General features: G+C 57.2%; 22 protein-coding genes. 17 read left to right on the top strand and 5 right to left on the bottom strand.

Translation table 11 applies throughout. The features are described 5' to 3' along the window. Positions 1–484 precede the first annotated feature (484 nt). From OHL20_RS19450 to OHL20_RS19460, 3 genes are all read right to left on the bottom strand, one after another. Positions 485–1138 carry a DUF6629 family protein gene (locus tag OHL20_RS19450; RefSeq protein WP_263384815.1) on the bottom strand — a complete coding sequence of 218 codons (654 nt, stop codon included), beginning with the start codon at positions 1136–1138 and terminating at the stop codon, positions 485–487. A 533-nt stretch (positions 1139–1671) separates the two neighbouring features. Beyond that, a complete protein-coding gene (locus OHL20_RS19455) occupies positions 1672–1890 on the bottom strand; it encodes a hypothetical protein (protein WP_263384816.1) in 219 nt (72 codons plus the stop codon). A 20-nt stretch (positions 1891–1910) separates the two neighbouring features. Beyond that, a complete protein-coding gene (locus tag OHL20_RS19460; RefSeq protein WP_263384817.1) occupies positions 1911–2699 on the bottom strand; it encodes an SDR family NAD(P)-dependent oxidoreductase in 789 nt (262 codons plus the stop codon). 492 nt (positions 2700–3191) lie between these two features. On the opposite strand from OHL20_RS19460, the gene OHL20_RS19465 reads away from it, so the two are divergent. The 4 genes from OHL20_RS19465 (at position 3192) to OHL20_RS19480 (ending at position 7262) form a co-directional block, all read left to right on the top strand. After that, positions 3192–4148, top strand: coding sequence for an ArdC family protein (locus tag OHL20_RS19465; protein ID WP_263384818.1), 957 nt, complete (start codon positions 3192–3194; stop codon positions 4146–4148). Next, the gene (locus OHL20_RS19470; protein WP_263384819.1) at positions 4148–4564 is read left to right on the top strand and encodes a DUF6908 domain-containing protein; all 417 of its coding nucleotides are present in this window, start codon (positions 4148–4150) and stop codon (positions 4562–4564) included. The genes OHL20_RS19465 and OHL20_RS19470 overlap by 1 nt, the downstream gene beginning before the upstream one ends. A gap of 88 nt (positions 4565–4652) precedes the next feature. Next, the gene (locus tag OHL20_RS19475) at positions 4653–6350 is read left to right on the top strand and encodes a ParB/RepB/Spo0J family partition protein (protein ID WP_263384820.1); all 1698 of its coding nucleotides are present in this window, start codon (positions 4653–4655) and stop codon (positions 6348–6350) included. A 66-nt stretch (positions 6351–6416) separates the two neighbouring features. Further along, positions 6417–7262, top strand: a complete 846-nt coding sequence (locus OHL20_RS19480; RefSeq protein ID WP_263384821.1) for a RepB family DNA primase — start codon at positions 6417–6419, stop codon at positions 7260–7262. Positions 7263–7432: 170 nt separating this feature from the next. Here the strand turns inward: OHL20_RS19480 and OHL20_RS19485 are convergent, their stop codons facing one another. Further along, positions 7433–7966, bottom strand: coding sequence for a DUF1269 domain-containing protein (locus OHL20_RS19485; protein ID WP_263384822.1), 534 nt, complete (start codon positions 7964–7966; stop codon positions 7433–7435). A 168-nt stretch (positions 7967–8134) separates the two neighbouring features. On the opposite strand from OHL20_RS19485, the gene OHL20_RS19490 reads away from it, so the two are divergent. The 12 genes from OHL20_RS19490 to glgP all read left to right on the top strand — a co-directional run bounded on the left by OHL20_RS19490 (position 8135) and on the right by glgP (position 21329). After that, a complete protein-coding gene (locus OHL20_RS19490; protein WP_263384823.1) occupies positions 8135–9727 on the top strand; it encodes an oleate hydratase in 1593 nt (530 codons plus the stop codon). A gap of 107 nt (positions 9728–9834) precedes the next feature. Next, positions 9835–11889: a glycogen debranching protein GlgX gene (gene glgX, locus OHL20_RS19495; RefSeq protein ID WP_263385059.1), complete on the top strand. Its 2055-nt coding sequence runs from the start codon at positions 9835–9837 to the stop codon at positions 11887–11889. Between the two features lie 114 nt (positions 11890–12003). Beyond that, positions 12004–13473: a F0F1 ATP synthase subunit beta gene (gene atpD, locus OHL20_RS19500; protein ID WP_263384824.1), complete on the top strand. Its 1470-nt coding sequence runs from the start codon at positions 12004–12006 to the stop codon at positions 13471–13473. 1 nt (position 13474) lies between these two features. Then, positions 13475–13855 (top strand): F0F1 ATP synthase subunit epsilon, encoded by a 381-nt coding sequence (locus tag OHL20_RS19505; RefSeq protein ID WP_263385060.1) that lies wholly within the window; start codon positions 13475–13477, stop codon positions 13853–13855. Next, positions 13845–14186 carry an AtpZ/AtpI family protein gene (locus OHL20_RS19510; protein WP_263384825.1) on the top strand — a complete coding sequence of 114 codons (342 nt, stop codon included), beginning with the start codon at positions 13845–13847 and terminating at the stop codon, positions 14184–14186. Before OHL20_RS19505 ends, OHL20_RS19510 begins: the two co-directional genes overlap by 11 nt. Continuing rightward, positions 14179–14487: an N-ATPase subunit AtpR gene (locus OHL20_RS19515; RefSeq protein ID WP_263384826.1), complete on the top strand. Its 309-nt coding sequence runs from the start codon at positions 14179–14181 to the stop codon at positions 14485–14487. The genes OHL20_RS19510 and OHL20_RS19515 overlap by 8 nt, the downstream gene beginning before the upstream one ends. Next, positions 14484–15191: a F0F1 ATP synthase subunit A gene (locus OHL20_RS19520; RefSeq protein ID WP_263384827.1), complete on the top strand. Its 708-nt coding sequence runs from the start codon at positions 14484–14486 to the stop codon at positions 15189–15191. Before OHL20_RS19515 ends, OHL20_RS19520 begins: the two co-directional genes overlap by 4 nt. Before the next feature lie 24 nt (positions 15192–15215). Beyond that, the gene (locus OHL20_RS19525; protein ID WP_263384828.1) at positions 15216–15500 is read left to right on the top strand and encodes a F0F1 ATP synthase subunit C; all 285 of its coding nucleotides are present in this window, start codon (positions 15216–15218) and stop codon (positions 15498–15500) included. A gap of 2 nt (positions 15501–15502) precedes the next feature. After that, positions 15503–16303 carry a F0F1 ATP synthase subunit delta gene (locus OHL20_RS19530; protein WP_263384829.1) on the top strand — a complete coding sequence of 267 codons (801 nt, stop codon included), beginning with the start codon at positions 15503–15505 and terminating at the stop codon, positions 16301–16303. Next, positions 16300–17865: an alternate F1F0 ATPase, F1 subunit alpha gene (locus OHL20_RS19535; protein ID WP_263384830.1), complete on the top strand. Its 1566-nt coding sequence runs from the start codon at positions 16300–16302 to the stop codon at positions 17863–17865. The genes OHL20_RS19530 and OHL20_RS19535 overlap by 4 nt, the downstream gene beginning before the upstream one ends. Continuing rightward, positions 17862–18785, top strand: coding sequence for a F0F1 ATP synthase subunit gamma (locus tag OHL20_RS19540; RefSeq protein ID WP_263384831.1), 924 nt, complete (start codon positions 17862–17864; stop codon positions 18783–18785). Before OHL20_RS19535 ends, OHL20_RS19540 begins: the two co-directional genes overlap by 4 nt. Positions 18786–18800: 15 nt before the next feature. Then, complete coding sequence (gene glgP / locus OHL20_RS19545) at positions 18801–21329, top strand: alpha-glucan family phosphorylase (RefSeq protein WP_263384832.1); 2529 nt, start codon at positions 18801–18803, stop codon at positions 21327–21329. Positions 21330–21384: 55 nt separating this feature from the next. Here the strand turns inward: glgP and OHL20_RS19550 are convergent, their stop codons facing one another. Then, positions 21385–22368, bottom strand: a complete 984-nt coding sequence (locus OHL20_RS19550; protein WP_263384833.1) for an NAD(P)-dependent oxidoreductase — start codon at positions 22366–22368, stop codon at positions 21385–21387. A 197-nt stretch (positions 22369–22565) separates the two neighbouring features. Between OHL20_RS19550 and OHL20_RS19555 the strand changes: the two genes are divergently transcribed. Further along, on the top strand, positions 22566–23261 hold the full coding sequence (locus OHL20_RS19555; protein WP_263384834.1) for an HAD-IIB family hydrolase: 696 nt from the start codon (positions 22566–22568) through the stop codon (positions 23259–23261). Positions 23262–23404 lie beyond the last annotated feature (143 nt).

A 23404-nucleotide genomic window follows, 5' to 3' on the forward strand; every position in this document is an offset into this window, starting at 1 on the left:
CCCGCAACGCCGACCCTAAAACTTCTTTTGCGCTTTGCGCCCTGCTAGGAAACCAAACCTGCTGATGGCGCTGCCCTGGCGCGTGCAAGGGGTTTCCCGCAGTCTTCCGCGCTGCGCTTGTCCTTTCCACTCGGCTTCACTCCGTTCCCAGGATGGGAGATACCCCTCCCCTTCTACCGTTACGCCCCATGCACCATGGCATCGTTATCCCCCCGGAGACTGGAACGATTCTTTGGAGCGTTGGCGGGTAGCGCTGTTGCCGAAGACTGGGCGAAGAACTGACAGGAGACTTGGGATTCGAGGCGCGGTGGGGTGAAACCGGAGACATCAGCGCACACAGTGGAAGTTTCAACGGGCCCATGAGCACTCAGGACATGAAGGTTCGTGCTGAGAAGGCAACGGTACGTGATTTGCCGCCGACTGAAGTAGGTCAACTCCAATAGAAAACGATCCCGACCTGAGTGATCCCAACACTTTAGGGTACTTACGAATAGTTGAACGGTCGCACGAAGCGGCTCTTCCAAAAGTAGGCGAGGATGATTGTGCTCGCGATTGCGGCGTAAGCGCACCAAAGCGAGGTAAACGCGTATCGCTTAATAGCCATGACGCCGAGCAGAATGAGGACGTTTGCAATTCCGAATATGACCAGGTCGCGCACCTTAGAGAAAAGTAATGAGCCGCAGGTCGCGATAACGTACAGGACGGCAAGAGTGGTGTAGTACGTACCCTGATTTTGATAGACGATGCTGTTGCCACGGATATAGATGGAAAGCGGGAACGTCATGAGGGCCCACAACATGTACAGGCTCGTCCCTGCCCCAAGGATTGTGAACGGCAACATGCGACGCCTGCTTTTGGGGCTGGACTCGAAAAGCATCACGCTAAGAGGCATCAAGAAGGGCAGCAGCCCTTGCGCGTAGAGGACATAGGCTTCGCCCGCTTTGTGAGTGACCGCCGAGGAGAAATCACCATTCAGGCCCAGCCAGACAAATCCTTCGATGAATTGATGGGCAGCGAACATAGTGGGTAGAGCCGCGAAGAGAAGCTCACGGCGATGCCTGACTTTCGTAAAAGTGACGACACCGATCACCCCGAGAAGCCCGCTGCCTACGAAGTTCGCCGTAGCTGAAAAGCACATAAGTCCGATCATACCCGTGCAAACTTGAAGAGGCGTGGTGCTGGCTATGCACAATCGGAGCCTTTCTCTTCATGTCTGCGGGCAACAAGCATAAGCTCGATATCGGTTGGTATGTTTGAGCTTCGGCTTAGTGGGCCGTCGCCACGTAGTCAATGATGTCCGCGCTGAGGGCAACTCCCCGTGGCTTTCGAAGATAAGCTTGCCTCTCTCCAGCGTAGTAGGCTCGCAAACTTTTCCGAACGCATTCGGAGTAGACGAGCCGCTTGCTTCAACAAGCCGGTTCGAGCAGCAAAGTTGCTTTGCTTTCACGCACCAGAACAGGCATCTGCCATGGATACAGCTCCGATCTGTACATCTGTGCGTTGAGCAAAATCGTTGACGACCCGCCTTTGTACGTATTTAGGGATTGCTAAGGCGTGGCTTCCGCACTTCAACGAACACAGCGAGCTTGGGCCAAGAGCACTTAGAAGACTGTGCAAAAAACACTGCCTAGCGTGCCCGACCTCCCTTCCATTCGAGAAGAGACTACGCTCCTATCTTTCTGAAAGAATGTTTAGACGGTTCACTGTTAGCGTTCCGATGGATAGCGTTTCGATACGGGCTTCTAGGACCTTCAACCGTCTGATGCTCATAGCTCCGACAGCCAGCGCGCCTATGGCCGCTGCCCCGAATGCGACCGCCCCCATCGCAACTGCGCCGATTGCTGTACTGCCAAGTTTGACCTTGCGTATTGCATTTTCTGCTTGGATCATAATTGTTCTCCGTTTGGCTGCTACTTCTGGTTGAGTTTCTTGGTGACCCCTACCGCGAGACGGAGGATCATTTTGCGAGGCAGAAATCGAGCTCCCCAAGTACTGAGACGATTTGTCACTTTACCCGGATAAACCACATTCTTGCCTTGATCAAAGCCGCGTAAGATGTCCAGGACGACAGAGCCGGGCTGATCCATCTGGCTGGTTTTGAGCGTAGGGCTCATATTGACAAAAAAGTGGGTCGCGACAGGCCCGGGACAGGCTGCCATTACTTGCACACCCGTCCCTTTCAACTCCAATCCGAGTCCTTCGCTAAAAAACAGGACAAACGCCTTGGACGCTGCGTAGACACTGGCACCCGCAAGCGGCTGGAACGCCGCTGTGGACGCTAGGTTGATGACCCCGCCGCAATGGGCGGAGACCATATCCGGCGCGAAGGCATGGGTCAGGGATACGACAGCCCGTACATTGAGATCCACTTCCTCCAATTGCTTGGCCAGCGAAGTGTCGAGGAAGTTCTCAAAGACTCCGAGTCCGGCATTGTTGATGAGCAGGTCGATGCGAAGATCACGACGCTTCACCTCGGCTATCAGGTGCTGAACTCCCTCAGCCGAGGACAGATCCGCTGAGATAACGGTAATGTCGACGCCAGCATGTACCCGCAAAGCTTCTGCCATCCCAATAAGTTTGTTCTCAGAGCGTGCCACCAGTACGAGGTGTGCACCCCTCGTGGCCAGTTCATTCGCGAAAGCCTCGCCTAAGCCCATCGAAGCTCCTGTAATGAGAGCCGTCATACCTTGGTATGTCATCAAGCGCATCCTTCCATGGTCTGCGATGAGAAGAAGGCCTAAAAGGAACGGCTTTATTTTTCCAGACATATTCACTTTCCTCTCTAGCCATTACGAAAGCTGTGCAAAAGCGCACTGCCAAATGACTGAGTGGGAGGAAGGCTCCTCCCTGGCTTCAGCCGGCAAGCCGTCTTCCGGCCACCCACCTCTGCGGGGCCTGTTCCTGCCCGCAACGCCGACCCTGAAAGCCTCTCCTGCGCTCCGCGCCCAGCAAGGGAACCAAACCTGCTGAGGGGCTCCGCCCCTGGCGCGCGCAAGGGGTTTCCCGCAGTCTTCCGCGCTTCGCTTGTGCAGACCTTCGCTCCGCTCGTCATTTCCACTCCAGCTCCGCCTCCGTTTCAAGGATGGGTGATACCCCTCCCCTTGCACTTGCCGCCCCCGCTGGCGTGGGCCAGGGCCAAGGCGTGTTTGTGAGCAAACACAGCACAGCCATTAAAAACGGAGGAACCACCCATGAACACCACTCAGCCCACCACGAACGAAACCAGCAACATCGCCACCCTTCCCGCAACCCCCAAGCCTCAGACTTCCCGCGAAGTCATCCAGGCCAATGTGCAGCTTCTCATCGAGCAGTTGGAAGCGGGACACAGCGAAGGCCTCACCGCCTACCTCACCGCGATGGGCCGATTCCACAACTACAGCTTCGGGAACATTCTGGAGATTGCACGGCAGAGGCCAAATGCAGCCCGCGTTGCAGGTCTGTATGCGTGGAACCAACTTGGACGCAAGGTGATGAAGGGCCAGAAGGGAATCCGCATTCTTGCCCCAATGATTGGAGCCCGCAAGAAGAAGGACACCGAGGCTAACAAGAGCAAAGACCCCGCAGCCGTCAACGCTCCCGTGTTGGTCGGATTTCGCGCCGTTTATGTGTTCGACGTGAGCCAGACCGAAGGCGCACCGCTTCCCGAGTTCACCGAGCGCACCAAGGGAGAAGTAGGGCAGTACCGCGAACGCCTTATCAACTGCACCATCGATCAGGGTATCCAGCTTGAGTTCAAGGATTCCATCGCGCCCGCGCTCGGAATGAGCTACGGCGGGAAGATTGCCATTCTTCCCGGCCAGGAACCAGCCGAGGAGTTCAGCACCCTTGTTCACGAACTCGCACACGAGATGTTGCACAAGGCAGAACGCCGCACCGCCACCACCAAGACCGTACGCGAGACAGAAGCCGAGGCAATCGCCTTTGTTGTGTCTCAGACAATCGGCCTGGACGCTGGACTCGCATCAGCCGACTACATCCAGCTTTACCACGGCAACGCCGCACTCCTCACCGAGAGCTTGGAAGTCATTCAGCGCACCGCCGCCCTGATTCTTTCCGCACTGGAAACCAAGGAAGAGGCAGAGCAGCCCGAAGCCGCACCCGCAACCGAGCAGCCCAACACCGACACCGTACTCGCGGAGGTGGCCTAGTGCAAACCATTCTCGACATCCTCAAGAAGGCCGGCGGGTGGCACCCTGGCCTCTACCTCAAGATCGACAACGCGCCATTTATGGAGCTTGTCATTGAAGCCCTAGACGAGTCAGGTCCCATGGGTTTGCCCGCCCTTTCAGTCGCCCACTACGGCACACAGAACGGCGATGCGATGCGCGACCCCGAGATGTATTTCGAGCTTGGCATCGGTGGAGGGTCGCACCTGAACCCCTTCTACTGGCGAAACGACTATGCCGGGGTAGAGCAGTGGAGCCGCAATATCGTCGGCACCAACTATGTGCAACTTGTGGAACTGCACCAGGAACACAAACGCTTCGCCGAGTTGTGGGACAGGAACCTGCGTCAGCAGGGCTTCGCCGAAGCCTACGAGCAGCACCGCAAGAACCGCCACTAACATTTTCCGTTCCGTCACGGAGCGGAAACCGATCCAGGGCGACCGCTCCGCAAACTCTCACCCCAACCATGCTCACAGGAGAACTACCGTGCAAAACAGCAGCGAATTCCAGTACATCGCCATCGACACGATTCACGAATCAGCCACCAACCCCCGCCGTACCTTTGATGAGTGCAAGCTGGGCGAGCTCGCCGAGAGCATCCGCACTAACGGCCTCATCCAGCCAATCACCGTTCGGCCCAACCCGGAAGGATTCGAGATTGTCGCAGGAGCCAGACGCTTTCGTGCCGCGCAGCTTGCCGAATTGTTTTCTCTCCCCGCCCGCATCGTCGATATCACCGACGCCCAGGCGCTTGAGTGGCAGCTAGTCGAGAATTCGCAGAGGGTAGACGTTCACCCTTACGAAGAAGCACAGGGCTTTCAGCGGCTTTTAGACATGCCCGGTTATGACGTGGCAACGCTGGTCGAGAAGTCAGGCAAGAGCCCCGCGCACGTCTACGCCCGTTTGTCTCTGCTGCAGCTCATTCCGTCGATTGCCGAGGCGTTCAGCGCCGAGCGCATTACGGCTTCTCACGCCAACCTACTTGCCCGCCTCCCGCAGGATGTGCAAGCCAACGCTTATGAGCAGTGCTGGCGCAAGGACTGGCAGGACAAAGAGCCGCACCTGCTACCCGCCAAGCACCTTTCCGCATGGATACAAACGAACCTCTATCTCTCTCTTGCCGACGCGCCATTCAACAAGGAAGACACCGCCTTGAACCCGCCTGCCGGAGCCTGCGTTACCTGTCCGCGCCGCAGTGGATTCAATACATCACTGTTCGCCGACGTTCAGGGCGACCAGTGCCTTGACGCGCCTTGCTTTCAAATGAAGGTAAACGCCCACATCGACCGCGAGATCGCAGCCCATCCCGAACTCATCCAGATAGAGAACGGATTCCGCGCCCCCAAAGAGCAGCGACCCGGCGCCGTGCGCGGCGGCACCTATCGCGAAGTCGACACCACCAACCAGAACCCCGACGCGGAACCCGTTGCCCCCTGCGAAGCCGCCAAACCCGCCATCATCGTTTACGGCAAGCGCGTAGGCACCACCCTCACAGTTTGCACCGATAGCAATTGCCCCATTCACGATCCTCGCGCCGCCGCCAAAGCCGCTGAACACCCCGCCCCGGTTATGCCGCCAGCACCCCCAACAGAAACCGAGGAAGAGGCAGAAGCCCGGAGGCAGCAGCACGAACAGCAACAGAAGAAGTACGCCGCCGAGCAGGAGCGCAGGACCGAGGAGTTCCGGCAGCGGCAGGAACGCGAACAGCAGGAGTACGAGGCGGAACAAGCGAGGCGCGAAGAGCGGCGCACGGCACGTGTCGCAACGTTCGACCGCATTATTGCTGCAGCCCCGGCCAGCTTCACTGCGCCTCAACTGCGGGTGGTCCTCCGCGCCATCGTCAACCTTGACCCGTACACCTTTGCTGATGATCTGGCTGAGGATATCGCCGCCAAGAATGAGAACGAGCAGCGCAGCGCGGAAGAACTTCTGCTGGCCACCATCGACGCTACCGCCGATGAAAGACTGACAGTGTTTGCACTTCGCCTTGCCCTCTCCGGTCACGTCGGCATTCCGAGCGAAAACGAATTCGACTTCCTCACAGAAGCCGAAGCGGTCTTCGCTCCGCTCAAACCCCAGAAGAAAACGAGCGCGGCGAAAGCCAAGAAACCAACGCTGGTGAAACCTCAGGGAAAGACACCCAACAACAAGAGCAAAGCAGCAAAGAAGCTGATCGCCGCCTAGACCAAGATGGGGGCCACACGGCCCCCGTCATTTCTTATCGTTTGCAGAAAGGAGCCAGGTGCAACCGTGGATAAGACAGAACAAGCCATTCGCAGGACCCTTGCCGCCATCGATGCGCCTCTGTATGACATCGGCATCCTGAGTGAACGCGGCATGTTTCCCCGCATGGATGCCCTCGCGGCCTCTCAGGTACTCTGCCGCATACCTTATCTCAAGTTCCGAAACGTGCAAGGAGCGCATATATTCTTCCGGCCCAGCGGAGAACACCGCTTCACCGTACTGGACGATCTCGACCGGCCCACCGTCATCCGGCTCTCCGCAGATGGTTTCGCGCCTTGCAGCTTGGTCGAGACCAGTCCCGGAAATTTTCAGGTATGGCTCAAACACGCTCAAGTCCTCTCAAAAGCTCATGGCAGCTTGGCAGCCCGAACCCTCGCCGCTCGCTATGGGGCCGATCCTAGCGCGGCTGATTGGAGAAGATTCGGACGGCTTCCCGGCCTAACAAACCGCAAGCCAGTTCACCGCAAGCCAGACGGACAATTCCCATTCGTCCGGCTTACCGCTTATTCCGGAAGCGTCTACGTCAAGGCTGAGGCCTTCACATCCGAAATCTCATCTCTCTATAGAGAGCAGGAACAGCAACGGAATGCCTTGAGGCAGAGCTTCCGGCCGTCATACCACCTGAGTTCCAGCCTCAGTCTCAGCCGATTCCGGAATGCGCCTAGATATGCAGGGCGTCCCGCAGCGGCAGATATGGCCTTCGCCATAGCCGCCTGTGCCCACGGGTGGCCTGAAAGCGGTATCGCCGCCGCTCTCACTAGCGACTACCTCTCCCGCAACGTCAGTCAGTCGCGGCGCAATGCTTACATCCGCAGAACTCTCGCAAAAGCAATCCTTTGGGCGGCTCGCTGATCCAGCGCGGGAGAACCCCCTTCGGGTTCTCCCCATCCCTCATCCCGCCCTCTCCGACACGCTCCACCTTGAGCGCATTCTGGGGCCGTTCCCTCCCCGCACCCCTCCCTTGCGGTTGTTGAGAGCTAGATTGATGGACCGCCAGCCTCCAAAGTTACGCAGGCCTGGTCTTAGCGGGCCATGACCTTCTCATCATGACAGGTGTAGGCGACGTGGTATCCGCCGTTCTGCAAGACTTCACGCGCAATGGCAACCTCTTCGGTTGTCCCATGGACCACGAGGAGGAACTTGTCAGTTTTCAGAGCTGTCTCGAACTCGATGATGCTGTCTTTGGGAATGCCAATACTTGCCAGCGCTGCGCCAAGCGCGCTCAATCCGCCTACAACGGCTGCGCCTTCCAGGCCCCCAACGATCCACGCCACCAGCGGACCGGCAACGAGAAGCGGTCCGATGCCGGGAATCGCGAACATCGCAGAACCGAAGAGCAACCCCCAGAAACCGCCCCAGTACGCACCCATCTTGCCCCAGTACTGCATCCGATCGCCGATATTGTAGTAGCCGACCGCATGCTCCTCGGTGTGCGTATCTTTAGCTGCGATCGAGAGACTCTTCAGACTCACACCCGCATCCTGCAGTTCCTGTATGGCTTTCTCTGCCTGTTCATGAGTGTGGTAAACGGCAACGACGGTATCGGTTTTCAGCATTGGTACTCCTTTTGAAACTCAAATTCGCTCTCGCGCTTTCACTAAGCCTCTACCCTGCAATCCGTGCTCGCTGTGCAATCCGATACAACTTGGAAAGCTCGTGAGACGGACAATCGGAGTCTGGGTTCCGAAAGCCCCAAATTCCTCGTGACTGCGCATGAAAGGAAGTTGCTTACGAACGATAGACACGCAAGTGCAAACTCCCAGTTCTACCTGGTAGGCGCCGGGATCGCCTCCCTTGCCGCCGCTGCCTTCTTGATCCGTGATGGAGGGGAAAAAGGCCACAACATCATCATTCTCGAAGCGTCCTCAATGATGGGCGGCAGCCTGGACGCGGCTGGAACGCCGCAGGATGGTTACTCCATGCGGGGCGGCAGGATGTTTGAGAGCAAGTACCTGTGTACTTTTGATCTCTTCTCTTCCATACCCACTATGGACGATAGTCGCACGGTGACAGAGGAAACGTTCGCCTGGAATAAGACCTTGAAAACGTCTTCCAAGTCGCGGCTTGTTAGGGATGGCAAAGGGATCACAGCTCCTGCCTTTGGACTGAGCGAAGCGCATATTCTTTCAATCGAGCGCCTCAGTATGGAGCCCGAGGCGATGCTGGGCAGAACAAGCATCGCTGAGCAGTTCGAGGCAGACTTCTTCCTCACCGACTTCTGGTTCATGTGGTGCACGACCTTCGCTTTCCAGCCTTGGCATAGCGCCGTCGAGTTCAAGCGCTATCTCGTTCGGTTCACGCACATGGTGTCTGGCTTCAACACGCTTGAAGGCATTATGCGCACGGTCTACAACCAGTACGATTCGCTGGTTAGACCCTTATGGAAATGGCTTGAAGAACGCGGCGTACAGATTCGATATGACGCCTGCGTAACTAAGCTCGACCTGACGCATGACTCTGAAGGATATAGCGTAAGCCGCATCCTGTTTGATCAAGCAGGCGAAGAGAAGCAGATCATCGTCTCCGATGACGCGTTTGTTCTGGTGACGCTCGGGTCAATGACCGAAGGATCTTCGGTGGGGTCGAACGATCGGGCACCTTCGCTCCTCGGCAAAATTGGCCGCGGGTCGTGGGCTCTGTGGGAGTCGATAGCAAACGGCCAGACTGACTCCGGCAACCCAACAAACTTTGCCGCGCATGTGGATGAGTCAAAATGGCTGTCCTTCACGGCCACCCTGAGCAAACCTGACCTTTTCGACTTCATACGCGATCTAACGGGAAATGCGCCAGGCGAGGGCGGACTTATCACGTTTCCAAATTCAAGCTGGCTAATGTCCGTCGTTCTGCCGCATCAACCGCACTTCATCGGTCAGCCCGAAAACGTGCAGGTGCTCTGGGGCTACGGCCTCTTCGTAGACAAGCCCGGCGACTTCGTTAAGAAGCCGATGGCGGAGTGCACCGGCCGGGAAGTTATGATCGAGTTGCTAGGCCATCTCCATGTGCAATCAGGATCGAAGCACATCCTCGATACCTGCCAGTGTATTCCATGCCTAATGCCGTTCATCACAAGTCAATTCTTGCGGCGAAGCCACGGCGACCGGCCCAACGTGATTCCTAAACGATCCAGGAATCTGGCATTTATAGGCGAATTTTGCGAGATGCCGGACGATGTCGTCTTCACGGTGGAATATTCGGTTCGTTCAGCTATGACCGCCGTCTACGGTCTGCTGGGTTTGGAGCTCAAACCGCCTCCAGTCTACAAAGGAGCCTACGACCTCAAGGTCCTGGCCGAAGCCTACCGCGCTCTGCATCAGTAACCCTTATCGATATTCGTGCTTCCAACGCGCGGGAGCATACGTATCACCTCGACCGGAGTTCGATGCGAATGACCGTAAAGACGCCTTTGGACACTTCACAGCTGCTAATGCCAGGGAGGCCTTTCCCTCTTGGTCCCACCATCTGTAAGAAGGGAACTAACTTCAGCCTCTTCTCAGCAAGTGCCACGATGGTTGAGCTTCTTCTCTTCAAAGGAGTCGATGACCTGGGGCCGTCAAGAACTATAGAACTCGACGCCCAGCGCAACCGCACTTCTCATTACTGGCATATTCTGGTCTGCGGCGTCGCAGCGGGACAGCTATACGGCTTTAGAGTTCACGGCCCGGACGACCCTGCGGCAGGTCATCGCTTTGACAGCCAGAAGGTTCTGCTGGATCCGTACGGCAGGAGCGTAGCCGTAGGCGAAAACTATAGCCGAGCCGCCGCCTGCAGACCCGGGGATACCGTCGCAACCTGCATGAAAAGCGTTGTCGTTGACCCAAGCCGGTTTGATTGGGAGGATGACTGCCCACTCAACCATCCGTTTCGGCAGACGGTTATTTATGAAATGCATGTTGCGGGCTTTACACGGAATCCGAACTCCGGAGTACCGGCCACCAAGCGTGGCACGTTCCTCGGTGTGGTGGATAAAATTCCGTACCTTCAAACGCTCGGAGTTACTGCTGTGGAGCTTCTACCCGTATTTCAATTCGATTCCCAGGATGTGCCCAACCGTCTGGAGAATTACTGGGGGTATGACCCGGTTTCGTTCTTCGCGCCACATCTGGCGTACTGCACGGACCGCGATCCGCAGCACTGCATGGACGAGTTCAGAATGATGGTGAAAGCACTTCACAAGGCAGGGATAGAGGTCATCCTCGATGTGGTGTACAACCACACCTCTGAGGGAAACGAGCAGGGCCCAACCGTCTGCTTTCGCGGCTTTGAAAACAACGTCTACTACATCCTCAACCAGGACAAAGCCCAGTACGCCAATTTCACCGGGTCTGGCAATACGTTGAAGGCGAACCAGTCCATTGTCAAACGCCTCATTCTCGACAGCCTGGCGTACTGGGTGACCGAGATGCATGTGGACGGGTTCCGATTTGATTTGGCATCTGTGTTTTCAAGGAACGAAGCCGGAGAGCCCATGATCAACGCTCCCATTATCTGGGAGATTGATTCGCACCCCGCACTCGCCGGCACAAAGCTCATTGCAGAAGCCTGGGATGAAGGAGGTCTGTATCAGGTCGGTAGTTTCGGACCTGATAAGTGGAAGGAATGGAATGGGCAGTTCAGGGATGACATACGAGCTTTTGTAAAGGGCGACCAAGGCACGGTGGTGAAGCTGAGGGAGCGAATCACGGGGAGCCTGGACCTCTACGGAGTAGGGGACCGACCGACAGGCCAAAGTATCAATTTCGTCACTTGCCATGACGGATTCACGGTCAACGACCTCGTGTCATATGACTCAAAGCACAACGAAGCCAATGGGGAGGGCGGCCGCGATGGGACGGATACCAATCACAGCTGGAACTGCGGGGCCGAGGGTCCGAGCGGAGATCAGACCATCTCACTTCTGAGATCGCGGCAGATCAAGAACCTGCTTGCTCTTACACTGCTTTCGGCAGGCACGCCTATGCTGCTGATGGGCGATGAAGGCCGTCGCACCCAAGGTGGGAACAACAACGCCTATTGCCAGAATAATGCGGCGAGCTGGTTCGATTGGAGGTTGGAAACTGGCAATCGGGATTTGGGCCGCTATGTTGCGCATCTGATCCGGTTGCGTTTTGGAACCGAGGTCTTAGGCAATGGTGGACGCTTCACCCTGGAGCAGTATCAGACCGAAGCGCAGTATGAGTGGCACGGGATCGAGCTCGGAAAGCCAGACTGGAAGGCCGATTCTCACTCAATCGCCTTCACGTTACATACGGCCTCGCAAAAGCGTCTGCTTTACGTGGCAGTTAACGCTTTCTGGGACACTCTTTCCTTCCAGTTGCCTAGCGGTGGAGCAGCCGGCCCGCTTGGCTGGCGGCGAATCGTGGACACCTCTCTCGCTTCGCCCGACGACATCGCCGATGCTGGAAGGGGAGTTCCGGTCACGGATGCCAGGTATATCGTCAACTCGCGCTCATTGATTGTTCTCGAGACCAGCCTGAGCTAAGTGAGCAAAAGAGCACAGCCCCATACTCTTGGGCGAGATACTGTTTGATAGGCCAGCAGTTGGCCATGTCCCCGATCCTGGGCGGCACATTGGCCAAGACTAGGGAGAAAAGCGATGTCAGACGAACATGAGGCATCGAACTTCGGCGTCATATCTTCCATCCGGGGCAGTGTCGTGGACGCGCACTTTCCTGGCTTACTACCTTCTGTATTCTCCATCCTGCGCTGTGGCACCAAGGAAGCTATTGTCGTTGAGGTGATGGAGCAGATCGATCAACATCGGGTCCGGGGCATAGCGCTCACAGCTACCCAGGGACTCGCTCGCGGAATGGTGGTACGAGATACGGGTAAGCCTCTTCAAGCGCCTGTAGGCAAGACAATCATCTCGCGCATGTTCGATGTGTTCGGCCGCGCGATCGACCGTCAGGCAGAGCCGACAGAGACGGAATGGCGCAGTGTGCATCGGTCTCCACCGTCAATGGCAGATCGTCTTACCAAATCCGAGATCTTTCAGACTGGCATTAAGGCAATCGATGTGCTGGTACCGCTGGAGCGCGGAGGCAAAGCGGGTCTCTTCGGAGGGGCGGGTGTAGGCAAGACCGTGCTGCTGACCGAGATGATCCACAACATGATCGGCCACCAAAAGGGGATGAGTATTTTCTGCGGCATCGGCGAGCGTTGCCGCGAAGGGGAAGAGCTCTACAGCGGTATGAAGGATGCCGGCGTTCTCAAAGACATGGTCATGGTCTATGGCCAAATGAACGAGCCGCCCGGCGCTCGTTTTCGCGTGGGCCACGCGGCACTTACCATGGCGGAATACTTCCGGGACGACGAGCATCGCGATGTCCTCTTTCTGGTCGACAACATCTTCCGCTTTATCCAAGCGGGTATGGAGGTCTCCGGCCTGCTCGGACAGATGCCTTCGCGGCTTGGATATCAATCCACCATGGGCACAGAGTTGTCCGGACTGGAAGAGCGCATCGCCAACACGCGGGCCGGTGCGATCACGTCGATCCAAGCTGTCTACGTGCCTGCAGATGACCTTACGGATCCCGCTGCGGAACACGTCTTCGGACACCTGTCCGCATCGCTTGTGCTTTCGCGAAAGCGCGCCAGCGAAGGACTTTATCCTGCAATCGACCTGCTGCAATCAAACTCTGCCATGGCGACCGCCGGCATTGTGGGCAAACGTCACTACGGGATCGCGCAGCAGATTCGCAAGACCCTCGCCGAATATGAAGCACTGAAGGATATCGTCGCCATGTTGGGGTTGGATCAACTCTCCCCGGCCGACCGCCTTACGGTCGGCAGAGCGCGACGACTTGAACGCTTTCTTACACAACCGTTCTTCGCAACCGAGCAGTTCAGCGGCTTGAAGGGCAAGCAGGTGAGCCTGGAAGATGCGCTCGATGGATGCGAACGTATCCTGCGGGATGAATTCAAGGATCTTCCTGAGAGTGCGCTGTACATGATCGGGGCCATCAGCGAACTAAAGCAGGCTGCGCCGAAGCCGCAGGAGCCTCAAACCGCACCGGCTTCCATGCTTCCGCCAAGCGTTCCTGCGGGGGCAGCCCATGCAGCTTAAGGTGCTTTTGCCCTCCCAAGTTTTCTTCGAGAACGACGATGTGGAACGGATTGTGGCTGAGACGAGCGAAGGCTCCCTCGGCATTCTTCCGCACCGGCGTGACTGTGTTGCGGCACTAGCACCGGGCATCCTCACCTATCAGGAGAAGAATGGTTCCCCAGCTTATTTAGCCGTGGATGAAGGCGTGCTCGCAAAGGTTGGGACGAGGGTGCTGGTTTCGGTCCGCCGAGCCGTGCGAGGTGCCGACCTTGGCCAGTTGCACGATGCCGTCAAACGGCAGTTCCTGACCCGTAACGATCAGGAGCGGCAGGTTCGCGAGGCTCTACACAAGTTGGAGAGCACGTTTGCTGGCAAGCTCGCGGAGTTCTCTCGTGAGCGATAAGCAACTTGGGTCACCCGGAGCATCGCCCAGCGAAGAAGATGTCTTCGCCGGGCGTATCAATACGAAAGCCGCGAGAAAACAGCGGGCTCTGCGTGCAGGAGACCAGGGTGTTTGGTTCGGCTTGGGAATGTCGGGGCTTATCGGCTGGTCTGTGGCGGTACCAACGGTTCTGGGCTCAGCTATCGGCGTTTGGCTGGATGATCGGCATCCGCAGAAGTTTTCCTGGACACTTACGCTCCTCTTCGCTGGCCTGATTCTTGGCTGCTTCAACGCGTGGCATTGGGTTGCTCAACAAGATGCGTCTATGCGCGAGGAGAACGCTGATGACTGAGGTAGCCAAGGTCATTGGCGCTCTAATCGGGGGCTTGGCTCTCGGAGCCTTCTTTTTCGTCGGGCTATTGTGGACGGTGCGCAGAGGAGTGATGGCCGCGCAACCGGCCGCCTTGTTTCTCGTCAGCATGGTTCTTCGCACGGTGGTCGTCATGGTGGGCTTTTACTACCTAGGCCGCGGTGACTGGCGAAACATAGTCGGTAGTCTCACTGGCTTTGTTCTTGCTCGCTTCATTGTCACGCGAAATGCTCGATTTGCCCCTCAGGCTCAGGCATTCGAGAACTTGGAAGGGGCCGAATGAATCTGACCTCCGATCAGCTGATCTTCTGGCAGCATGGATTCTTCAAGTTGAACGAGACCATTGTCACGACTTGGGCCATGATGTTGCTGATGGTCGTCGGCGCAATACTCATCACCCGCCGCCTCGCGACCGAGGGAAAGATCTCTCGCTGGCAGGGTGCTCTCGAGATCATCATCACGACGCTGGAGTCACAGATCAAGGAAGTTGGCCTGCCGCAGGCGCGCAAGTATCTTGCATTTCTGGGGACGCTGTTCGTCTTCGTCGCTACATGCGCCCTTTGCATCATCATCCCGGGCTACAAACCGCCCACCGGCTCTCTGTCGACCACGGCGGCGCTTGCGCTCTGCGTTTTCATCGCGGTGCCGCTTTTTGGCATCCGGGAGCAGGGCCTGCGTGGCTACCTGAAGTCTTATACGCAGCCAACCATCATCATGCTTCCATTCAACATTATCAGCGAACTGTCACGCACCCTTGCGCTGGCGGTACGCCTGTTCGGCAACATGATGAGCGGCGTTATGATCGTTGGCATTTTGCTGACGATCACTCCTTTTATCTTTCCCATCGTGATGACTGCGCTCGGACTGCTCACCGGGATGGTTCAGGCCTACATCTTCACCATTCTTGCTGGGGTCTATATCGCGGCTGCAACGTTAGTCCCAAAACGGCAAAGCGTCGTCGTTCCCGCTTCGAAACCGACTTCCTAAGCAAACCTGTACCAAGGAGACTTCATGGATAGCACAACCGCAATTGCAATCGCGTCGATCGTCACAGCCGGCCTGACGATCGGTATAGGATGCCTTGCTCCGGCTCTCGGTGAAGGAAAGTCCGTTGCCACGGCACTCACCTCGCTTGCGCAGCAGCCGGATGCGTCGGCCACCATTACGAGGACTCTCTTTGTCGGGTTAGCAATGATCGAGTCACTGGCCATTTACTGTTTCGTGGTCTCCATGATTCTGATCTTCGCTAATCCTTTCTGGAAGTTCATCATCGCGCATGCGGCTCAGGTGAAGTAGCTATGCTCATCGACTGGTTCACGGTCATAGCCCAGATGCTGAATTTCCTGATCCTTGTATGGCTCTTAAAGCGCTTCCTATACCAGCCGATTCTGGAAGCAATCGACGCTCGTGAAAAGGGCATCGCCTCCAAGCTGGCGGATGCCGAAGCGAAGGAGGCTGACGCACAAAAGCAGCAGCATGACTTCGAAGCCAAAAATAAGATCTTCGATGAGCAGCGGGCTGCGCTGATGACCAAGGCCGACGGTGATGCAAAGGCAGAGCACGACCGTCTGGTCGATGACGCTCACAAGCAAGCCGATGGCATTCGTGCCTCTGAAGCCTCCGCGCTCAAGAGCGATCAAGCACACCAAGCGGTCGCGATCCGGCGAATGGCTCAGGACCAAGTCTTCGCGATGACGAAGAAGACCCTGTCTGATCTCGCGACTGTGACTCTGGAGGAGCGGATTGGAGAGGTCTTCACTCGTCGGCTCCGGCTAATGAACCCAAAGGATAAAGATGAGATGGGCACCGCGCTCAAGACCTCACCCGAAGCTTCTCTTGTTCGCAGCGCCTTCAATCTCCCCGACGAGCAGAAAGCCGCCATTCAGAATGCTTTGAACGAAACGTTTTCCGCAGCGATCCGAGTTCGATATGAGACGGATGCGAGTGCCATAAGCGGCATCGAACTTGTCGCGCAAGGGCAAAAGCTATCCTGGAGTATTTCCAGTTATCTTGATTCCTTTGATCGCAGCCTTGCTGAACTGGTAGCACCCCCGACGAAACCGGGGCCTGCACCCGTGTCAGTTGCAGAGGCCAAATGAGTGAGCCATTCGGGGCTCTGCTGACCGCCCTCGACGCCGCGTTTGATGGCCTCACGGATGCGTGCGTGACGTTTCTGCCAAGCATGGTTCCTGAGGAGATAGGAACCATCACCAGTCTATCGACGGGCATCGCCACCATCTCCGGTTTGCCGAGTCTCGGCAACGAGGAGCTAGTCAGCTTCGCAGATGGTCGGCTGGGCATGGCCTTCAACGTGGATGAAGATGAGGTTGGGCTAATCCTGCTCTGCGATTACCAGGCCCTGCACGTCGGCGACGAGGTAAGGCGCACCGGGCGTGTGATGGATGTGGGCGTAGGCGATGCGTTGCTGGGCCGAGTGCTTGATCCTCTGGGCAGACCGATCGACGGTAAGCCACCGCTGACTACCGAGCACCGCCTTCCTGTGGAACGATCCGCGCCTGCCATCATGGACCGCGCGCCGGTAGGTGTTCCTCTGCAAACAGGTTTGAAGGTCGTCGATGCCATGCTTCCTATTGGCCGCGGTCAACGCGAACTCATCCTCGGCGACCGCCAGACGGGTAAAACCGCGATTGCGATCGACACCATTCTCAATCAGCGCGGGCAGAACGTGGTCTGCGTCTATTGTGCGATCGGGCAGCGAGCGTCTTCCGTAGCCAAGGTAGTAGCCGATCTGCAGGAGAGCGGTGCAATGGAGTACACGGTCGTTGTCGTGGCGGAGGGCAACGATGCACCCGGCTTGGTCTATATCACGCCGTACGCTGCAACCAGCATCGCCGAGTGGTTCATGGAACAAGGTCGCGATGTCCTCATCGTTTACGACGACCTCACTCAGCACGCTCAGGCGTATCGTGAGCTGTCCCTGCTCCTGCGCCGGCCGCCTGGCCGTGAGGCTTATCCCGGCGACATCTTCTACATCCACTCCCGCATGTTGGAGCGTTCCACCCATCTAATCAAGGAGCTTGGCGGTGGCTCCTTGACCGCTCTTCCAATCATCGAGACCGACGCGCAGGATATCTCGGCCTACATCCCAACCAACTTGATCTCGATCACTGACGGTCAGGTCTACCTGTCTCCGACGCTTTTTGAACTTGGAATACTCCCTGCGGTGGATGTTGCCCAGTCCGTCTCGCGCGTAGGCAGCCAGGCGCAGAAGCCCGCCTACCGTGCTGTCGCCGGTGATCTGAAGCTTGCCTATTCTCAGTTCGAAGAGTTGGAAACCTTCGCAAAGTTTGGAACTCATTTGGACGACGCTACGCGTAAGACCATCGATCATGGCAAAAGGATCCGAGCCTGCCTGAAACAGCCGCAATCGCAGCCTGTTGCGGTCGGAGAACAGATCATCGTGCTCATCGCACTGCAGGCTGGTCTGTTTGATCAAGTGCCTTTGGAAAAGATACCGGACGGCGAACTCGCACTTCAGAAGGCGCTCGCAACTCTCTCCAAAGATGTTGCAGGTCGGCTTCTGTCCGAGAACAAGTTAAGCGATGGCGACCACAAAACCATCGTTGACCTTGCGAAATTGGCCCTTGCAAGCTTTCAGCCAAGGCTGGATCCAGAACCGCCAGCCAAGGACGGCAAATGAGCGGTTCAACGGAACAATTGGGTACAAAGATCAGTGGAGCAAAAGATCTAGGCGGGGTCGTGCGAGCGATGAAGGCCTTGGCGGCATCCAGCGTTGGCCAGTACGAGAGGGCAGTTGAAGCTCTTGATGACTACCTGCGAACGGTCGAGCTTGGCTTGATTGCTTGTCTACACGGAGACGGCCAGGGGATTCGCACCGACACCGTCAAGCCACAGCACGCACCTCAGATTGGCGCTGTTATTTTCGGCTCAGATCAGGGGCTTGTAGGAAGCTTCAATGAAGTCATTGTTGAGTTCAGCCTGCAGGCACTCCGTGCCCTCCCAGGGAAGGTCAATCGGGTATGGGTTGTCGGCGAACGTGCCAAGACCTTGCTGAATGAGACCGGGTCAACTCCGGCAAGAGGACTTGAAGTTCCAGGTTCTCTCGATGCGATCACACCCCTGGTGGGGCAGATCCTGCTCGAACTCCAGGCTGCTCGGCAAAAGGGCGAGATTTGGGAGGTTCATGTCTTTCACAATCATCCGAAACCCAGCTCAGCTTACGAGCCCGTGGCCAGGCGTCTGCTTCCGCTGGATGCCGTATGGGAGGGAAAGCTTCGCGCTACGCCGTGGCCGACGAAGATGCCTCCGCAGGTGATCGACGGGGACGCGTCCGCATTGCCTGCATTCATTCAGGATTACCTATTTGTCGTGCTGTTCCAGGCCTGCGCGGAGTCGTTAGCAAGCGAGAACGCAAGTCGTCTTGCTTCCATGCAACGCGCTGAAAAGAGCATCGACGGCATGCTTGACGACCTGAATCGCAAGTTTCATCGACTTCGGCAGGAGGGTATCGACGAAGAACTTTTCGACGTGATTGCCGGGTTTGAAGCGCTCACCAACAACAAATCTCACGGAAAATCTGGGACCGTCACCAGTAGTTGAAAGCGAGAAAGCCACATGAAGTCGAAAGCAGCGAAAGCACCTCAGATGAGCCAGCCCGAAATGGACGGCGCTGCAAGCCTGGCTGAACTGGCATTAAATCTTCATTGGACATGGAACCATGCGACGGACGAGCTATGGCAGAGACTCGACTCCGAACTTTGGCAGGCGACTCAAAACCCGTGGGTCGTCTTGCAGACAATCTCGAAAGACGCGCTTGGTGGAGCTCTCGCGCAGCCCGGGTTCCGCCAGCGCCTCAATACTGTTCTTCAGCGGAACAGGGATAATTATGCGGCCGAGGCTTGGTTTCAGGATGGCCAACGGTCAGGCAAGCTGACCTCCGTCGCCTATTTCAGCATGGAATTCATGCTGAGCGAAGCGCTTCCCATCTACTCAGGCGGTCTCGGCCAAGTGGCCGGAGATCAAATGAAGGCCGCAAGCGACCTCGGCGTGCCCGTAACGGGGATCGGATTACTCTACGGCCAAGGCTACTTTCGTCAAGACTTCGACGCTGCCGGGCGCCAGCAAGTGCTGTACCCGGTTAATGATCCTGGGCAGTTGCCAATCAAGCCGCTTCGCCGAGCGAACGGTGAATGGCTGCGCATTCCTATTCAACTGCCAGGCTCGAAAATCTGGCTTCGCTGCTGGGAGGTCTCCGTTGGCAGGAACAAACTCTACCTACTCGATACCAACGACTTCGCCAACACGGCCGCACAACGCGGCATCTGTAGCCAGCTATACGGCGGTGACGCCGAGATGCGCTTGAGGCAGGAACTGGTACTCGGCATCGGAGGCTGGCGTTTGCTGCGTTCGCTCGGCGTGGCGCCTGAGGTTTGCCACCTGAACGAAGGACACGCTGCATTCGCTGTCCTCGAAAGAGCGCGCTGCTACATGGAAGACCATTCCGTGCCCTTCGCGCTTGCGTTGGCGGTCACCCGCGCCGGCAACATCTTCACGACCCACACCGCAGTCCCCGCAGGATTCGACCGCTTCGCTCCCGACCTCATCCGCAAATACTTGACCCACTATGCAGTCGATGAACTGAAAATCTCGACCGATGATCTCTTCGCTCTCGGACGGCAGTCGCCAGGCGACTCTTCCGAACCCTTGAACATGGCTTACCTCGCCATGCGTGGCAGCGGTGAGGTCAATGGAGTAAGCAAGCTGCACGGGCAGGTCAGCCGGCAGATCTTCCAACCGCTCTTTCCTCGCTGGCCAGAGGACGAAGTGCCTGTGGGCTCAGTGACCAACGGCGTGCATGTACCCACCTGGGACTCACAGGCTGCCGACGCCCTTTGGACCGCGGCCTGCGGCAAGGACCGTTGGCGTGGCGGCGAGCCTGACTCAAACAAGATCCGCCAGCTCACCGATGCGGAGCTATGGCAGATGCGGACGCAGGCCAGAAAAACATCGATCCAGCAGATTCGCCGTCGGTACCAGATTCAACTGGCCTCGGAAGGGAAAGATTGGTCCACGGCGATGACCATGCTCAACGATGACACGCTTACTGTAGGATTCGCACGTCGTTTTGCCACATACAAGCGCCCGAACCTGCTCCTGCACGATCCCGCCCGGCTGGTCCGTCTGCTTACCAGCAAAGAGCGGCCGATGCAGTTGATCCTCGCAGGTAAAGCTCACCCGCAGGACCTGCCGGGACAGGCTCTCATAAAGCAGTGGAACGATTTCATTCGAGTTGAGGGACTAGCATCTCAGGTGATCTTCTTGAGCGATTACGACATGCGACTGGCTCAGGAGCTTGTAGGCGGGGTCGACCTCTGGGTCAACACGCCGCGCCGACCCTGGGAGGCCTGTGGAACGAGCGGTATGAAGGTCCTCGCCAATGGCGGCCTGAATCTTTCCGAGTTGGACGGGTGGTGGGCAGAGGCCTACTCCCCTGAGATCGGCTGGGCCATTGGTGATGGAAGGGAACACGGCGAAGAGCCGGCCTGGGATGCGGCCGAGGCTGACGCGATGTATCAACTACTTGAGAACGAGATTGTGCCGGACTTCTATGAGTGTGCTCAAAGGGGAGATCCACCGGCTAAATGGCTGGCGCGTGTCCGCGAGAGCATGACGGCGCTCACCCCTGAGTTCTCCGCCAGCAGAGCTGTGCGCGACTATGCAGAGAAACACTACGTTCCGGCCGCAGCTTCCTATGTGAGCCGAGCCGCGAACGATAGCCTCGTTGCAAAGGAAATTCTGAAGTGGCAGAACGATCTGGCACAGCATTGGAGTTCACTACGTCTTGACCCGGTCAACGTCACGACGCAACGTGAGAACCATCTGTTCAAGGTCAAGCTTGCTCATGCGGACCTTCCGCCCAATTCCTATCGGGTGGAGCTTTACGCGAATCCTGAACAGGACGGTAAGGCTGATGTCTACACCATGTCGGTGTCGCAGGATACTTCGAAGCCGGAGGAAGATCACATCTACTCGGTGGAGGTCCCAGCGTTGAGATCGGCTGCCGATTACTCAGTCCGCGTAGTTCCCGAGCATGCTCAAGCATTCGTGCCGCTCGAAGCCGCTGCCATACTGTGGGCACAGTAGAGAACTGGACTAAGCGGACCATGCCGCTAGCCCGTTCAGGTTATATCCGCACTTTCTATGTCGGACATTGAGTTAACGTCTTTCGGGGATGGTCGGGAGAGTTCAGGAGAGATGGGAACCGAACTGACGCTTCGTACTCCGCGATGACTCGGCTGATGAATCCTGCTGTTCCGCTAATCATGATGTCCGTCAGTGCCGCCATGTGCGGAGTAATCAGAGCCTGCGGGAACGTGAGAAGCCGGTTGGCAGCCTCAAGCGGTTCGTGCCGTACCACATCCAGGCCAACGGCGGCGATATGCCCGCTTTCGAGAGCGGCGCAAAGAGCATCTTCGTCCACCAGCATGCCACGAGCAACGTTGACGATCACCGCACCGCGTTTCATCCCGGCGATGACCGCAGCGCTGATGAGGTTCTGGTTCTCCGCGCTTGCTCGGACGCAGATGATGATGAAGTCCGCATCTGCAACGGCAACCAGCAGCTTATCTGCAGCGAAGGCGGTGACCCCGGCGGGTGCGTGCTCCGGGTGCTCATCCGTAGCTAGCAGTAGCATACCGAAGGCACGTAAGCGCTCAGCAACCTGCAGACCGATGCTTCCCAGGCCGACGATGCAAACAGTCTTTCCGTTCAGAGCGGAGTGAAGCCTCGGTGCCGCCGTCCCACGGCCATCTGAATCGATGACGCGGCCAAGCTGCCGTGAAGCACCTAGAAGCAGGAGCACGGCAAACTCGGCCACTGAAGTTGCATTCCCGGTCAAGTCGGATGGCGCGTACGAAACCCATATGCCCAACCGATTAGCAGCCGCCAGATCGACTGTTTCATAACCTGTGCTGGTCGTTTGTATTAGTCCGAGCTTCGGCTGGCTCTCGAGTTGCACACTCGTCACGGCTCCGCTGACGAGGAGGACATCCAGGTCTTCACAGGGAGGCGTTTCGCCCTCCGGCCAAAGCAGCACTTCATGAGGCGACAGGCAGTCTCGCAACTGATTGCCCATCTGTAAGGTCATATCGTTCTCTTTACCGTGGAGAAAGCCAATCTTCATTTTGTCCTCAAGAGTCCCGCAAAGCAGCCTAATCAGTGGAAGGTCAGTTGCCGGTCAGAGTAGATGGTAGGTCGGGCGACTTCTCAGAACTGTTCCGTTTTGCTCAGCTAACTTCATCGTTGCGGTTGAGGGTGAATGCAGCGGATGTTTGCGTCGCTCATTGCGAAGAAAGGGGGCTAATCATCAAGCGACTCATCGTGTTCGATTTGGATGGCACTCTCGCACAAAGCAAGTCGCCCATCGACCCCCAAGTGTCGGCCCTCCTCCAGGATCTGCTTGGCTTTATGAACGTGGCCGTGATCTCCGGAGGAGACTGGCCGCAGTTTGAGAAGCAAGTGCTTTTGCACCTTCCTCCAGGGGATTACCTTGCAGGTCTGTCCCTCTTACCGACGTGTGGCACCAAGTTTTTCCGATACTCCGGTCAATGGAAGAAGCTGTATTCGGAGGACTTCACCCAGGAAGAGAAAAGCAAAATCATCGCGGCGTTCAACGAAGCAGTGGATGGGGCCGGCTTCAAAGCGCAGAAACTTTGGGGAGATGCGATTGAGGACCGGGGAAGCCAAATCACCTACTCGGCTCTTGGGCAGCAGGCTCCGCTGGCGGAGAAGGTGAAGTGGGACCCTGATTACGTGAAACGGAAGAAGATCAAGGCCTCCTTGGACAAGTTGCTGAGCGGCTTCTCCGTCCGCATGGGAGGCGCGACTTCGATCGATGTCACGAAGCCTGGTATCGATAAGGCCTACGGGATCGCGAAGCTTACCCTAATCCTCGACATAGCCAAGACTCAGATGATCTACGTCGGCGATGCAATCTTTCGGGAGGAAACGACTACCCGCCCAAACAAGCCGGGGTTCCGTCAATCGCAGTACAACACCCGAACGACACGAAGCTAGTCATCCAGACAGTCATCGCTTGTCTCTCGTAGATCAGTACAGACCTTACACAAATTCGCTTTGTATAGATTTGCTCATCCTCAAGGCGTCACTTCCGTCAGGATAGGAAGACTGCCGCTACGCAGTCGGCTCGAAAGTCAGGT

Origin of the sequence: Granulicella arctica (assembly GCF_025685605.1) — a bacterium.
Taxonomy (GTDB): domain Bacteria; phylum Acidobacteriota; class Terriglobia; order Terriglobales; family Acidobacteriaceae; genus Edaphobacter; species Edaphobacter arcticus.

Coding starts and splice junctions, on each gene's coding strand:
- OHL20_RS19450 (WP_263384815.1), bottom strand. CDS start 1,138: ATGTGCTTTTCAGCTACGGCGAACTTCGTAGGCAGCGGGCTTCTCGGG.
- OHL20_RS19455 (WP_263384816.1), bottom strand. CDS start 1,890: ATGATCCAAGCAGAAAATGCAATACGCAAGGTCAAACTTGGCAGTACA.
- OHL20_RS19460 (WP_263384817.1), bottom strand. CDS start 2,699: ATGACATACCAAGGTATGACGGCTCTCATTACAGGAGCTTCGATGGGC.
- OHL20_RS19465 (WP_263384818.1), top strand. CDS start 3,192: ATGAACACCACTCAGCCCACCACGAACGAAACCAGCAACATCGCCACC.
- OHL20_RS19485 (WP_263384822.1), bottom strand. CDS start 7,966: ATGCTGAAAACCGATACCGTCGTTGCCGTTTACCACACTCATGAACAG.
- glgX (WP_263385059.1), top strand. CDS start 9,835: ATGCCAGGGAGGCCTTTCCCTCTTGGTCCCACCATCTGTAAGAAGGGA.
- atpD (WP_263384824.1), top strand. CDS start 12,004: ATGTCAGACGAACATGAGGCATCGAACTTCGGCGTCATATCTTCCATC.
- OHL20_RS19515 (WP_263384826.1), top strand. CDS start 14,179: ATGACTGAGGTAGCCAAGGTCATTGGCGCTCTAATCGGGGGCTTGGCT.
- OHL20_RS19520 (WP_263384827.1), top strand. CDS start 14,484: ATGAATCTGACCTCCGATCAGCTGATCTTCTGGCAGCATGGATTCTTC.
- OHL20_RS19525 (WP_263384828.1), top strand. CDS start 15,216: ATGGATAGCACAACCGCAATTGCAATCGCGTCGATCGTCACAGCCGGC.
- OHL20_RS19530 (WP_263384829.1), top strand. CDS start 15,503: ATGCTCATCGACTGGTTCACGGTCATAGCCCAGATGCTGAATTTCCTG.
- OHL20_RS19535 (WP_263384830.1), top strand. CDS start 16,300: ATGAGTGAGCCATTCGGGGCTCTGCTGACCGCCCTCGACGCCGCGTTT.
- OHL20_RS19540 (WP_263384831.1), top strand. CDS start 17,862: ATGAGCGGTTCAACGGAACAATTGGGTACAAAGATCAGTGGAGCAAAA.
- glgP (WP_263384832.1), top strand. CDS start 18,801: ATGAAGTCGAAAGCAGCGAAAGCACCTCAGATGAGCCAGCCCGAAATG.
- OHL20_RS19550 (WP_263384833.1), bottom strand. CDS start 22,368: ATGAAGATTGGCTTTCTCCACGGTAAAGAGAACGATATGACCTTACAG.